Source organism: Streptomyces sp. NPDC059874, from assembly GCF_042731135.1.
In the GTDB taxonomy this organism is placed as follows: domain Bacteria; phylum Actinomycetota; class Actinomycetes; order Streptomycetales; family Streptomycetaceae; genus Streptomyces.
Map to the genome: position 1 here is coordinate 67,323 of NZ_JBHWJY010000022.1, position 13,098 is coordinate 80,420.

Genomic DNA, 13,098 nt, shown 5'->3' on the forward strand with positions numbered 1-13,098 from the left:
GGGAAAACACTAGTCGCCATTCAGGTGGTACGTCCCCCGTTGGGCGTACCACCTGAATGCCGTCGTCCGTCCTACAGCGCGGGCCCCGCCAACGTCGCGACCGTCGCGGGCAGTGCCGCCCCCGAGCCGTCCCGGCGCGGATCCACGGGCGGGAGTTCGGCCGGAGTGCCGTTCGCCGTGGCCGCGCGGGCCGGGGAACCGCCCGCCCAGGCCAGGACCAGTACGTCCTCGCCCTTCAGGAACCGCTGGCAGCGCACGCCGCCGGTGGCCCGGCCCTTGCGCGGGTACTGGTCGAAGGGGGTCAGCTTCCCGGACAGCACCGAGTCGTCCAGAGTCCCGTGCGAGCCCGCCACGGTGAACACGACCGCGTCCCGGGCCGGGTCCACCGCCGAGAAGTGGATCACCTTCGCGTTGTCGGCGAGCTTGATGCCCGCCATTCCGCCCGCCGGGCGGCCCTGCGGGCGGACCTGGCCGGCCGGGTAGCGCAGCAGCTGGGCGTCGTCGGTGATGAAGACCAGGTCCTCCTCGCCCGTGCGCAGCTCGACCGCGCCGACGATCCGGTCGCCCTCCTTGAGGGTGATGACCTCCAGCTCGTCCTTGTTGGCCGGGTAGTCCGGCACGACCCGCTTGACCACACCCTGCTCGGTGCCCAGCGCCAGGCCCTGCGAGGACTCGTCCAGCGAGGTCAGGCAGACCACCTTCTCGTCCGCCTCCAGCCCGGAGAGGAACTCCGAGACCGGGGCCCCGCCCGCCAGGTTCGGCGCGGCGTGCGTGTCCGGGAGCTGCGGCAGGTCGATCACCGACAGCCGCAGCAGGCGCCCGTACGAGGTGACCACCCCGACCTCGGCCCGGGCGGTCGCCGCGACCTGCGAGACGATCAGGTCGTGCTTGGCGCGGGCGCCGCCCTCGGCCTCGGGCAGCGGCTCGCCGGTCACGGTGCGCGCCAGCAGGCCCGTCGAGGACAGCAGCACCCGGCAGGGGTCGTCCGCGACCTCCAGCGGAACCGCCCCGACCGCCGTGCCCGCCGACTCCAGCAGGACCGTACGGCGCTCGGTGCCGAACTTCTTCGCGACCGCCGCCAGCTCCGTGGAGACCAGCTTGCGCAGCTCGGTGTCGGACTCCAGGATCCCGGTCAGCTCGTCGATCTCGCCGGTCAGCCGGTCCCGCTCGGACTCCAGCTCGATCCGGTCGAAGCGGGTGAGCCGGCGCAGCGGCGTGTCCAGGATGTACTGGGTCTGGATCTCGCTCAGCGAGAAGCGCTCGATCAGCCGCTCCTTCGCCTGCGCGGAGTTGTCGCTGTCGCGGATCAGCCGGATGACCTCGTCGATGTCGAGCAGGGCCACGAGCAGGCCCTCGACCAGGTGCAGTCGGTCGCGCCGCTTGCCGCGGCGGAACTCGCTGCGTCGCCGGACGACCTCGAAGCGGTGGTCGAGGTAGACCTCCAGCAGCTCCTTGAGGCCCAGCGTCAGCGGCTGCCCGTCCACGAGCGCCACGTTGTTGATGCCGAAGGACTCCTCCATCGGCGTCAGCTTGTAGAGCTGCTCCAGCACGGCCTCCGGGTGGAAACCGTTCTTGATCTCGATGACCAGGCGCAGACCGTGGGAGCGGTCGGTGAGGTCCTTGACGTCGGCGATGCCCTGGAGCTTCTTCGAGCCGACCAGGTCCTTGATCTTCGCGATGACCTTCTCGGGTCCGACCGTGAAGGGAAGTTCGGTGACGACCAGGCCCTTGCGGCGGGCCGTCACGTTCTCCACGGCCACCGTCGCGCGGATCTTGAAGGTGCCGCGCCCGTTCTCGTAGGCGTCCTTGATGCCCGAGAGCCCGACGATCCGGCCGCCCGTGGGCAGGTCGGGACCCGGGACGAAGCGCATCAGCGCCTCCAGGTCGGCCTGCGGGTAGCGGATCAGGTGACGGGCGGCCGCGATGACCTCGCCGAGGTTGTGCGGGGGCATGTTGGTGGCCATGCCGACCGCGATCCCGGACGCGCCGTTGACCAGCAGGTTCGGGTAGGCGGCGGGCAGCGCGACCGGCTCCCGCTCCTGGCCGTCGTAGTTGGCGGTGAAGTCGACGGTGTCCTCGTCGATGGACTCCGTCATCAGCGACGTGGCGTCGGCCATCTTGCACTCGGTGTAACGCATGGCGGCCGGCGGGTCGTCGTTGCCGAGCGAACCGAAGTTGCCGTGGCCGTCGACCAGCGGCAGCCTCATCGAGAAGGGCTGGGCCATGCGCACGAGGGCGTCGTAGATCGACGCGTCACCGTGCGGGTGGAGCTTGCCCATGACCTCGCCGACGACACGGGCGCACTTCACGTAGCCGCGGTCGGGGCGCAGGCCCATCTCGTTCATCTGGTAGACGATGCGCCGGTGGACCGGCTTCATGCCGTCCCGGGCGTCGGGCAGGGCACGGGAGTAGATCACCGAGTACGCGTACTCGAGGAAGGAGCCCTGCATTTCGTCGACGACGTCGATGTCGAGGATCTTCTCCTCGAAATCCTCCGGCGGCGGGGTCTTCGTGCTGCGGCGGGCCATCGCTGCGCGGCTCCTTAACCAAGAATGGGGTGTGCTGGGGTCTGGCTGTGTCTTGCCGAGTCTGACTGGTCTGGCGTGATCTGGCTGGTTCGATGTGGTCGGACTCGGGATGGAACTCGGGTGGGACGGGGGTGGAACTCGGGTGGGACGCGGGTACGACGCGGACCATTGTGGCCCGAGGCACCGACAACGCCGACTCCGACCCTGGGGTACCCCCTGGACGGCGTCCTCGGGGGAGTGACCCGGGAACTTATCCGGCGACCGACGCGCTTGCATACAGTGGCAGGTCTGACAGAAATCTCTACATCGCGATCGAAGGGACCACATGCCCATGGGTCACACGGCCACAGCTCAGGCCGGCTCCGGCGGCCTGACAGCGACCGAGCACCGGCTGGCCAACGGCCTGCGCGTGGTGCTCTCCGAGGACCACCTGACCCCGGTCGCCGCGGTCTGCCTGTGGTACGACGTCGGCTCGCGCCATGAAGTCAAGGGGCGTACCGGCCTTGCTCACCTCTTCGAGCACCTGATGTTCCAGGGCTCGAAGCAGGTACCGGGCAACGGGCACTTCGAGCTGGTCCAGGGAGCCGGCGGCTCCCTCAACGGCACCACCAGCTTCGAGCGCACCAACTACTTCGAGACGATGCCGGCCCACCAGCTGGAGCTCGCGCTCTGGCTGGAGGCGGACCGGATGGGCTCGCTGCTGGCCGCCCTGGACGACGAGTCCATGGAGAACCAGCGCGACGTCGTCAAGAACGAGCGCCGTCAGCGGTACGACAACGTCCCGTACGGTACGGCGTTCGAGAAGCTGACCGCCCTCGCGTACCCGGAGGGCCACCCGTACCACCACACCCCGATCGGCTCCATGGCCGATCTGGACGCCGCGTCCCTGGAGGACGCGCGCAACTTCTTCCGTACGTACTACGCGCCCAACAACGCCGTGCTGTCGGTCGTCGGGGACATCGACCCCGTGCAGACCCTCGCCTGGGTCGAGAAGTACTTCGGCTCCATCCCCGCGCACGACGGCAAGCAGCCGCCCCGCGACGGCTCGCTGCCCGAGATCATCGGCGAGCAGCTGCGCGAGGAGATCGTGGAGGAGGTTCCGGCGCGCGCGCTGATGGCCGCCTACCGGCTCCCGCACGACGGCACCCGCGAGTGCGACGCCGCCGACGTGGCGCTGACCATCCTGGGCGGCGGGGAGTCCTCCCTGCTGCACAACCGCCTGGTACGTCGCGACCAGACGGCCGTCGCGGCCGGCTTCGGCATGCTGCGTCTGGCGGGCGCGCCCTCGCTGGGCTGGCTGGACGTCAAGACCTCCAGCGGGGTCGAGGTGCCCGTCATCGAGGCGGCCGTGGACGAGGAGCTCGCGCGGTTCGCCGCCGAGGGCCCGACGGCCGAGGAGATGGAGCGCGCCCAGGCGCAGCTGGAGCGCGAGTGGCTGGACCGGCTGAGCACGGTGGCCGGCCGGGCCGACGAACTGTGCCGTTTCGCGGTGCTGTTCGGTGACCCGCAGCTGGCGCTGACCGCCGTCCAGCGCGTCCTCGACATCACCGCCGAGGAGGTGCGGGCCGTGGCCGCGGCCCGACTGCGCCCCGACAACCGCGCGGTGTTGGTGTACGAGCCGCTGCCGGGCTCCGAGGAGTCCGCCGAGTCCGACGAGAGCGACGAGAACGAGGGGGCGGAGCAGTGAGCGACACCGCAGCCGTCACGATGACCTTCCACCCGCGGCCGCAGGCCGGCGAGGCCAAGCCGTGGGCCTTCCCCGCCCCCGACCGCGGTGTGCTCGGCAACGGCCTCACCCTGCTGCGCTGCCACCGCCCCGGACAGCAGGTGGTCGCCGTCGAGATCAACCTCGCCGCCCCGCTCGACGCGGAGCCCGAGGGCCTGGACGGCGTGGCCACCATCATGGCCCGCGCTCTCTCCGAGGGCACCGACAAGCACTCCGCCGAGGAGTTCGCCGCCGAGCTGGAGCGCTGCGGCGCCACCCTCGACGCGCACGCGGACCACCCCGGCCTGCGGGTCTCCCTGGAGGTCCCGGCCTCCCGCCTGCACAAGGCGCTCGGTCTGCTCGCCGAGGCGCTGCGCGCGCCCGCCTTCGCCGACAGCGAGGTCGACCGGCTGGTGCGCAACCGGCTCGACGAGATCCCGCACGAGCTGGCGAACCCGCAGCGGCGGGCCGCCAAGCAGCTCTCCAAGGAGCTGTTCCCGGCCACCCTGCGGATGTCCCGCCCGCGCCAGGGCACCGAGGACACGGTCGCCCGGATCGACTCGGCCGCCGTGCGCGCCTTCTACGAGGCCCACGTGCGCCCCGCCACCGCCACCGCGGTGGTCGTCGGCGACCTGACCGGCATCGATCTGGACGCCGTGCTGGCGGACACCCTGGGCACCTGGACGGGCGACACCTCCGAGGCTCGCCCCGTCCCGCCGATCACTGCCGACGACACCGGCCGCGTGGTCATCGTGGACCGGCCCGGCGCGGTCCAGACGCAGCTGCTGATCGGCCGGATCGGGCCGGACCGCCACGACCGGGTCTGGGCGCCGCAGGTGCTCGGCACGTACTGCCTGGGCGGCACCCTCACGTCCCGCCTGGACAAGGTGCTGCGCGAGGAGAAGGGGTACACGTACGGCGTGCGCGCCTTCGGTCAGGTGCTGCGTTCCACCGCCGACGGCAAGGGCGCCTCGATGCTCGCCATCAGCGGCTCGGTGGACACCCCGAACACCGGACCGGCGCTGGAGGACCTCTGGAAGGTGCTCCGCACCCTCGCGGAGGGCGGCCTGACCGACGCCGAACGGGACGTGGCGGTGCAGAACTTGGTGGGCGTGGCCCCGCTGAAGTTCGAGACGGCGGCCTCGGTCGCGGGCACCCTCGCCGATCAGGTCGAGCAGGAGCTGCCGGACGACTACCAGGCGCAGTTGTACGCGCGGCTCGCCGAAACCGGCACGGTGGAGGCCACTTCGGCGGTCGTGAACGCCTTCCCGGCGGACCGGCTGGTCACGATCCTGGTGGGCGACGCGTCGCTCATCGCGGAGCCGGTGCGCGCTCTGGGTATCGGCGAGGTGAGCGTCGTCACCAACTGACGTCACCAACCGACGTGACCCACTGACGTCTCCAACTGGCGTCTGACCGGCGCGTCTTCAAGGGGCTCTGGCGGCTTGTCCGCCGGAGCCCCTTTTGTCTGATTCGTGGTGAGGTTGCTTGTATGTGGTGTGGCGTACGCAACAAAAGGGCGTGTCTGTTTGGCGATTGACTGATGATCCGCCTAGCGTCGGCCGTGCTGTCCGTCAGTTGTACGCGCCACATCCGTGGCACCGGACAGCGATCGCCGAGTCCCCGTCAGGCGCGAGCCTGGGGAGCCGGGGACCCACATCAGTCCCTGGGGTGAATCGGACCGCCTCGCAAGAGGAGGCCCGTAGGAGACCTTCCTGCTCCGAACCCGTCAGCTAACCCGGTAGGCGAGAAGGAAGGAAAGGATCAGCCCCTTCATGGCGTTTGGCAGTCGTCCCGCCGGCTCCGGTAAGCACCGTGGTTCCAGCCGTCTGAGCCGCAAGACCGCCGGTTACGCCGGCATAGCCGCCCTCGCCACCACCGGCGTCGTCGGCTCCCTCGCCGCCCCGGCCTTCGCCGCCGACAGCGGCAACAACAACCACTCGCAGGACAACGCGCTGGGCGCCGTCGTCGTTGCCGAGGAACTCCCGGGCGACATCGCCGACCAGGCCGAGTCCCAGCAGCGCGCCGCCGAGCACGCCGCCGCCAAGGCGCAGGCCGAGGCCGACGCCAAGCAGCGCGCCGCCGAGGCCAAGCGCCTCGCCGAGGCCAAGGCGAAGGCCGAGCGCGAGGCCGCCGAGCGTGCGGCCCGCGAGGAGGAGCGCAAGCGCCTGAACACCTTCGTCGCCCCGCTCGAGGACTCGTACGTCAGCACGCAGTACCACGCGGGCGGCGGCATGTGGTCCTCCGGCAGCCACACGGGCATCGACTTCCACGCCTCCTCCGGCACCTCGGTCCACGCGGTGGGCTTCGGCACCGTCGTCGAGGCCGGCTGGGGCGGCGCGTACGGCAACAACGTCGTCATCAAGCACAACGACGGTACGTACACCCAGTACGGGCACATGAGCTCGCTGAGCGTCTCCGTCGGCCAGCAGGTCACCCCCGGCCAGCAGATCGGCCTGTCGGGCTCCACGGGCAACTCCAGCGGCCCGCACCTGCACTTCGAGGCCCGCACCGGCTCCCAGTACGGCTCGGACATCGACCCGGTCGCGTACCTGCGCTCGCACGGCGTCTCCCTCTGAGGCCTCCGAGCCCACCCGCAGCACCTGCTTCACCGAAGGCCCCGGCTCCTTGAGCCGGGGCCTTCGTGTTTCGTCAGGTTTCGTATTTCCGGCCGCTCTCGGAAATTATCGTGTGTTGCAATAGAGTCGCAGAAGCAGCGGCACCAATGAGGGTGTGAGTCGGAAATAGGGGGAGGTTCGGTCTTGCGTATTCCTGCGCACGCGGTATGCACGGCAATTCGCGACGACATCGTCTCCGGGGTCTTCGGGCCGGGCGGCAGGCTGACCGAGGAGGTGCTGGCCCGCCGGTACGGAGTCTCGCGCGTCCCGGTCCGCGAGGCACTGCGGACCCTGGAGTCCGAGGGTTTCGTGACCACGCGGCGCCACGCGGGGGCCTGCGTGGCCGAGCCGACGGAGCAGGAGGCCGCCGATCTGCTGGAGCTGCGGATGCTGCTGGAGCCGCTCGCCGCCGCCCGGGCCGCGAGGCGGCGCACCGAGGCCCACCTCAAGGTCTTGCGGGGGCTGGTCAGGCTGGGCCAGGAGCGGGCCAGGCGGGGCCAGGGGGAGGACCTGCGGTCGCTCGGCGGCTGGTTCCACGAGACGCTCGCGCAGGCCTCGGGCAGCCCGGGGCTGATCGCGCTGCTCACGCAGATGCGGCACAAGGTCGCGTGGATGTACGTGGTGGAGGCGCCGGCCCGGCCGGTGGAGTCCTGGGCGGAGCACGGGGCGATCGTGGACGCGGTGGCCCGGGGCGACGCGGAGCGCGCGCGGGCGCTGGCAGCGATCCACGCGGAGCGCGCGACGGGGGCGCACCGGCTGCGGATCCGGCAGGCGGTGAGCACTTCGCAACCTGCCGTAAACATGTCGAGCGGCCGGCATTAACAGGAGCCGTATACAAAGGGTGGGTATCCGTGCGCCGCGGATGTAATTCCGCCCGGCGTGAATTCGCTGCGCGGCGTGGGTGAATTCCGGCGCGCGCAATTCCTGCCGTCGTAATTCCGGCAATGAAGAAGCCGCGGCCCCCGGTGGGGTCGCGGCTTCTTCATCGGTGCTGCTCGGGCGAACCCGAAGGGTCAGACGGTCTCGGGGAGCTCCTCGAGACCCTCCGCGACCAGCTTCGCGAGGCGGTCCAGCGCGATGTCCGCGCCGTCGGCCTCGGAGGCGAGGACGATCTCCTCGCCGCCCTGGGCACCCAGGCCCAGAACCGCGAGCATGGAACCGGCGTTGACGGGGTCGCCGCCTGCCTTCGCGATGGTCACCGGGACGCCGGAGGCGGTCGTCGCACGGACGAAGATCGAGGCGGGACGAGCGTGCAGGCCCTCGGCCCAGCCGACGTTGACGCGGCGCTCTGCCATGGTGATGCCCTTCAGGTTCTTACGGTTGTCTAGACCAGTCTCTCACGACGCCCGGAATGCTCGGACCGACCTTCGGTCCGAATCTCCCGCCGTTCGACCCTCCCCAGCTTGCACCGTTTTGCCCTGGATTGCCTCACGCGCCGCGCGAGCACCACCCGCCCCGCTCCGGGCCGTCGCCGGCCCGTAAGGTATGGGCATGACCACCGAGTCGGACCCCTCGTACCCGGCCCACTGGGAAGCGGACGTCGTCCTGCGCGACGGCGGCACCGCCCGCATCAGGCCCATCACCACCGCGGACGCGGGCCGGCTGGTGAGCTTCTACGAGCAGGTCTCCGACGAGTCGAAGTACTACCGCTTCTTCGCGCCCTACCCCCGGCTCTCCGACCGCGACGTGCACCGCTTCACGCACCACGACTACGTCGACCGCGTCGGCCTCGCCGCGACCATCGGCGGGGAGTTCATCGGCACCGTCCGCTACGACCGCATCGGCGCCGACGGCCGGCCCGCCTCCGAACCCGCCGACGAGGCCGAAGTCGCCTTCCTCGTCCAGGACGCCCACCAGGGCCGCGGGGTCGCCTCCGCCCTCCTCGAACACATCGGCGCGGTGGCCCGGGAGCGCGGCATCCGCCGCTTCGCCGCCGAGGTGCTGCCCGCCAACACCAAGATGATCAAGGTGTTCACGGACGTAGGCTACGAGCAGAAGCGCAGCTTCGAAGACGGCTCCGTCCACCTCACCCTCGACCTCGAACCCACCGCCGAGTCCCTCGCCGTGCAACGCGCACGCGAACAGCGCGCCGAGGCCCGCTCGGTGCAGCGACTGCTCGCCCCCGGCTCGGTGGCGGTCGTCGGGGTCAGCCGCTCCGGTGGCGGGGTCGGCGCCGCGGCCCTGCGCAACCTGCGAGACAGCGGCTTCCACGGGCACCTCTACGCCGTCAACGAGGCCGTCACCCGCGACCTCCTCGACGGTGTCCGCGCCTACCGCACCATCGATGCCATCGGCGCCCCCGTCGACCTCGCCGTGATCGCCGTCCCCGCCGACCGGGTCCCCGAAGCGGTGGCCGCCTGCGGCGAGCACGGGGTGCAGGGCCTCGTCGTCCTGTCCGCCGGATACGGGGAGAGTGGACCCGAGGGGCAGGACCGCCAGCGCGAACTCGTGCGCCAAGTGCGCTCGTACGGGATGCGGTTGATCGGCCCGAACGCCTACGGGGTGATCAACACCGCCCCGGAGGTGGAGCTCAACGCCTCCCTCACCCCCGCGCCGATGCCCATGCGCGGCCGGATCGGCCTGTTCACCCAGTCCGGGGCGATCGGCATCGCCCTGCTTTCGGCGCTGCTCCGGCGCGGCGAGGGGCTGTCCTCGTTCGTCTCGGCGGGGAACCGGGCCGACGTCTCCGGCAACGACATCCTCCAGTACTGGTACGACGACGAGGCGACCGACGTCGCCCTCATGTACCTCGAAACCCTCGGCAACCCGCGGAAGTTCACCCGCCTCGCCCGCCGCACGGCCGCCGTGAAGCCGGTGGTCGTCGCCAAGGGCGGCCGCCACACCCCGGCCGGCCACGTCGTCCCCGACACCCGGCTGCCCGACGCCACCGTCTCCGCCCTGCTGCGGCAGGCGGGCGTGATCCGCGTCGACACGGTGACGGAGCTCGTGGACGTCGGCCTGCTGCTGGCCGCGCAACCGCTGCCCGCCGGCCCCCGGATCGCGATCCTCGGCAACTCCGAGTCCCTCGGGGTGCTCACCTACGACGCCTGCCTGACCCAGGGCCTGAGCCCGCTGCCGCCGCTGGACCTGACGACGGCGGCCTCCCCGGCCGACTTCCGCGACGCGCTGGCCGCCGCGCTGGCCTCCTCCGACAACGACGCGGTCGTCGTGACCGCCATCCCCTGGGTGAGCGAGCACGCACTGGCCGACGACCTGGCCGATGCCCTGCGCGAGGCCGTGGCGGAGGTGCCGGGCAAGCCGGTGGCCGTCGTGCACGTGGAACTCGGCGAACTGGTCGCCGCCCTGTCCGCGGCGCGGGCCTCCGACCCCATCGAACCGCTCCCGAACGCGACGCCGACGGCCAAGCCGGCCACGGCCGGGACACCGACGGCCGGGCCACCCACGGTCGCGCCGTCCACGGCCGGGCCATCGACCGAGCCGGCAGCCGAGCCGGTGCCCCCCGCGGCGCTCCCTCCCTTCGCCACCGCCGAGCCGACGACCGGCGACCCGGGCCGGATCCCCAGCTACCCCGCCGCCGAGCGGGCCGTACGGGCCCTCGCCGAGGCCGTCCGCTACGGCCAGTGGCGCCGCGCCACCGCCGAGGCGGCCGGCCAGGTCCCCGAGTACGAGGACATCGACGAGGCGGGGACCGCCGCCCAGCTGGCCGGCCTGCTGGCCGGCCTCGACCCGGACAGCGGGGACGTGCTCACCCTCTCCGAGTGGGACGGCCGCGAGCTGCTCGCCCGCTACGGGATCCGCGTGCTGTCCGCCCTGCCCGCGCCCAGCCCCGACGCCGCGGTCCGGGCCGCCGGGGTGCTGGGCTACCCGGTGGCCCTCAAGACCACCGCCCCGCACCTGCGCCACCGCGCGGACCTGGGCGGCGTACGGCTCGACCTCGCGAACGAGGAACAGCTGCGGCGTTCGTACGAGGAGCTCACCGAGCTGCTCGGCAAGCCCGCGGAGCTCCAGCCCGTCGTGCAGGCCATGGTGCCGCGCGGGGTCGACACCGTCGTCCGGTCCGTCATCGACCCGGCCGCGGGCGCCGTCCTCTCCTTCGGGCTGGCCGGCGTCGCCTCCGAACTGCTCGGTGACACCGCCCACCGGCTCGTCCCGGCCACCGACCGGGACGCCGCCGGCCTGATCCGGTCGATCCGGACCGCACCCCTCCTCTTCGGCTGGCGCGGCAGCGACCCCGTCGACACCCCCGCCCTGGAGGAGCTGCTCCTGCGGGTGTCCCGCCTGGTGGACGACCACCCCGAGGTGGTCGGGGTGTCCCTGGAACCGGTCGTCGTCGCGACCGAGGGGATCTCCGTGCTCAGCGCCACCGTCCGGGTCGCGCACCCGCCGGTCCGGGGCGACCTCGGCCCGCGGACCCTTCCCAGCTACTGAGCGGGGCACGGGGAAGGCCAGGGCGCCCCGTACGGGCCTTAGGATGGACCTCATGGCGAAATCCGGTACGACGACCCAGGGGCTGCGCACGGCGATCGAGCGCAGCGGCTACTACCCGGCCCTCGTGGCCGAGGCGGTGGAGGCCGCGGTGGGCGGCGAGCCGATTTCGTCGTACCTGGTCCACCAGGAGACGACCTTCGACTCCAACGAGGTGCGCCGCCACGTCACCGTGCTCGTCCTGACGGGCAACCGTTTCATCGTCAGCCACACCGACGAGCAGGCCGCCGACGCCGGATCGCCGTCCCCGTACGCGACGACTTCCACCGAGTCGGTCAAGCTGTCCAGCATCTCCTCCGTGGTGCTCAGCCGCGTCGTCGCCAACCCGGAGTCCTACACCCCGGGCACCCTGCCCCGCGAGGTCGTCCTGACCATCGGCTGGGGCGCGGTCTCGCGGATCGACCTGGAGCCGGCCGCCTGCGGCGACCCGAACTGTGACTCCGACCACGGCTACACCGGCAACTCCACCGCCGACGACCTCAGCCTGCGCGTCAGCGAGGCCGGCGACGGCCCGGAGGCGGTGCGCCAGACCCTCGTCTTCGCGCAGGCACTCTCCGAGGCGACCGCGGCGACGTCCTCCTCCTCCGCCCGCTGATGGCGTACTCCACGCAGCAGGGCTGGGACGAACCGGAGCTGCTGGACGTCGCCGGAGCTCCCGTCCCGCACTACGGCACCGGCTCGCTCGCCGACCTGCTGCCCACGCTCGTGGCCGGCCAGGGCGTCCCCGGTTTCACCGCCTCCATCGCCGAGCTGACCCCGGCCGACCGGAACTGCGTGTTCCTGGTCGACGGCATGGGCTGGGAGCAGATCAAGGCCCACCCGGACGAGGCCCCGTACATCACCTCCCTCCTCGCGAGCTCGCGAGGCGGCACCGGCCGCCCGATCACCGCGGGCTTCCCGGCGACCACCGCCACCTCGCTGGCCTCCGTAGGCACCGGCCTGCCGCCCGCCCGCCACGGCCTGCCCGGCTACACCGTCCGCAACCCGGCCAGCGGCGAGCTGATGAACCAGCTCCGCTGGCAGCCGTGGACGTCGCCGAAGCCCTGGCAGCCGTACCCGACCGTCTTCCAGCTGGCCGACAAGGCCGGCGTGCACACCGCGCAGGTGTCCTCGCCCGCCTTCCAGACCACCCCGCTCACCAAGATCGCGCTGTCCGGCGGCACCTTCCACGGCCGGATGACCGGCGAGGAGCGGATGGACCTCGCGGCGATCCAGCTCGCGGCGGGCGACCGCTCGCTCGTGTACACGTACTTCAGCGAGCTCGACGGGGCCGGCCACCGCCACGGCGTGGACTCCGACGCCTGGCGCGGCCAGCTGATGCTGGTCGACCGGCTCGTCCAGCGCCTCGCCGAGCAGCTGCCGCCGCGCACCGCGCTGTACGTGACCGCGGACCACGGCATGGTCGACGTCCCCTTCGACGAGGACTCCCGCATCGACTTCGACGAGGACTGGGAGCTGGGCGCGGGCGTGGCCCTGCTCGGAGGCGAGGGTCGGGCCCGCCACGTGTACGCGGTACCGGGCGCGGAGGCCGACGTACTGACCGTGTGGCGCGAGGTGCTCGGGGACCGCTTCTGGGTCGCGAGCCGCGAAGAGGCCCTCGAACTGGGCTGGTTCGGCGCCCCGGGGGAGTGCGACGAGCGCGTGCTCGGCCGGATCGGCGACGTGGTCGCGGCCGCCCAGGCCGACGTCGCCATCACCGCCTCCCGCAACGAGCCCAACGAGTCCGCCCTCGCGGGCATGCACGGTTCGATGACCGCGGCCGAGCAGCTGGTCCCGCTGCTCGAAATCCGCACCTGATCAC

General features: G+C 71.9%; 9 protein-coding genes and 1 riboswitch. Of the genes, 7 read left to right on the forward strand and 2 right to left on the reverse strand.

The features are described 5' to 3' along the window. Positions 1 to 71: 71 nt before the first annotated feature. Positions 72 to 2,528: a DNA topoisomerase (ATP-hydrolyzing) subunit A gene (locus ACFV9H_RS15245; RefSeq protein WP_385397856.1), complete on the reverse strand. Its 2,457-nt coding sequence runs from the start codon at positions 2,526 to 2,528 to the stop codon at positions 72 to 74. A gap of 331 nt (positions 2,529 to 2,859) precedes the next feature. On the opposite strand from ACFV9H_RS15245, the gene ACFV9H_RS15250 reads away from it, so the two are divergent. The 4 genes from ACFV9H_RS15250 to ACFV9H_RS15265 all read left to right on the forward strand — a co-directional run bounded on the left by ACFV9H_RS15250 (position 2,860) and on the right by ACFV9H_RS15265 (position 7,673). Continuing rightward, positions 2,860 to 4,215, forward strand: coding sequence for a M16 family metallopeptidase (locus ACFV9H_RS15250; RefSeq protein WP_385397858.1), 1,356 nt, complete (start codon positions 2,860 to 2,862; stop codon positions 4,213 to 4,215). 20 nt (positions 4,216 to 4,235) lie between these two features. Further along, entirely contained in the window at positions 4,236 to 5,603 is a 1,368-nt protein-coding gene (locus ACFV9H_RS15255) for a M16 family metallopeptidase (protein ID WP_385397922.1), read from the forward strand. 233 nt (positions 5,604 to 5,836) lie between these two features. After that, positions 5,837 to 5,996, forward strand: a riboswitch (cyclic di-AMP (ydaO/yuaA leader). Between the two features lie 12 nt (positions 5,997 to 6,008). After that, entirely contained in the window at positions 6,009 to 6,812 is an 804-nt protein-coding gene (locus ACFV9H_RS15260; RefSeq protein ID WP_385397860.1) for a M23 family metallopeptidase, read from the forward strand. Between the two features lie 183 nt (positions 6,813 to 6,995). Then, positions 6,996 to 7,673 (forward strand): GntR family transcriptional regulator, encoded by a 678-nt coding sequence (locus tag ACFV9H_RS15265; protein ID WP_385397862.1) that lies wholly within the window; start codon positions 6,996 to 6,998, stop codon positions 7,671 to 7,673. Positions 7,674 to 7,864: 191 nt separating this feature from the next. Here the strand turns inward: ACFV9H_RS15265 and ACFV9H_RS15270 are convergent, their stop codons facing one another. Next, positions 7,865 to 8,146, reverse strand: a complete 282-nt coding sequence (locus ACFV9H_RS15270; RefSeq protein ID WP_385397864.1) for an HPr family phosphocarrier protein — start codon at positions 8,144 to 8,146, stop codon at positions 7,865 to 7,867. Between the two features lie 190 nt (positions 8,147 to 8,336). Between ACFV9H_RS15270 and ACFV9H_RS15275 the strand changes: the two genes are divergently transcribed. Genes ACFV9H_RS15275 through ACFV9H_RS15285 form a run of 3 tightly spaced genes read left to right on the forward strand, consistent with a single transcriptional unit; the run spans position 8,337 to position 13,094 of the window. Next, the gene (locus tag ACFV9H_RS15275) at positions 8,337 to 11,240 is read left to right on the forward strand and encodes a GNAT family N-acetyltransferase (RefSeq protein WP_385397866.1); all 2,904 of its coding nucleotides are present in this window, start codon (positions 8,337 to 8,339) and stop codon (positions 11,238 to 11,240) included. Between the two features lie 52 nt (positions 11,241 to 11,292). Continuing rightward, on the forward strand, positions 11,293 to 11,892 hold the full coding sequence (locus ACFV9H_RS15280; RefSeq protein ID WP_030897793.1) for a DUF5998 family protein: 600 nt from the start codon (positions 11,293 to 11,295) through the stop codon (positions 11,890 to 11,892). Continuing rightward, on the forward strand, positions 11,892 to 13,094 hold the full coding sequence (locus ACFV9H_RS15285) for an alkaline phosphatase family protein (protein WP_385397868.1): 1,203 nt from the start codon (positions 11,892 to 11,894) through the stop codon (positions 13,092 to 13,094). Before ACFV9H_RS15280 ends, ACFV9H_RS15285 begins: the two co-directional genes overlap by 1 nt. Positions 13,095 to 13,098: the final 4 nt, after the last annotated feature.

Coding starts and splice junctions, on each gene's coding strand:
- ACFV9H_RS15275 (WP_385397866.1), top strand. CDS start 8,337: ATGGGCATGACCACCGAGTCGGACCCCTCGTACCCGGCCCACTGGGAA.
- ACFV9H_RS15260 (WP_385397860.1), top strand. CDS start 6,009: ATGGCGTTTGGCAGTCGTCCCGCCGGCTCCGGTAAGCACCGTGGTTCC.
- ACFV9H_RS15270 (WP_385397864.1), bottom strand. CDS start 8,146: ATGGCAGAGCGCCGCGTCAACGTCGGCTGGGCCGAGGGCCTGCACGCT.
- ACFV9H_RS15245 (WP_385397856.1), bottom strand. CDS start 2,528: ATGGCCCGCCGCAGCACGAAGACCCCGCCGCCGGAGGATTTCGAGGAG.
- ACFV9H_RS15255 (WP_385397922.1), top strand. CDS start 4,236: ATGACCTTCCACCCGCGGCCGCAGGCCGGCGAGGCCAAGCCGTGGGCC.
- ACFV9H_RS15280 (WP_030897793.1), top strand. CDS start 11,293: ATGGCGAAATCCGGTACGACGACCCAGGGGCTGCGCACGGCGATCGAG.
- ACFV9H_RS15285 (WP_385397868.1), top strand. CDS start 11,892: ATGGCGTACTCCACGCAGCAGGGCTGGGACGAACCGGAGCTGCTGGAC.
- ACFV9H_RS15250 (WP_385397858.1), top strand. CDS start 2,860: ATGGGTCACACGGCCACAGCTCAGGCCGGCTCCGGCGGCCTGACAGCG.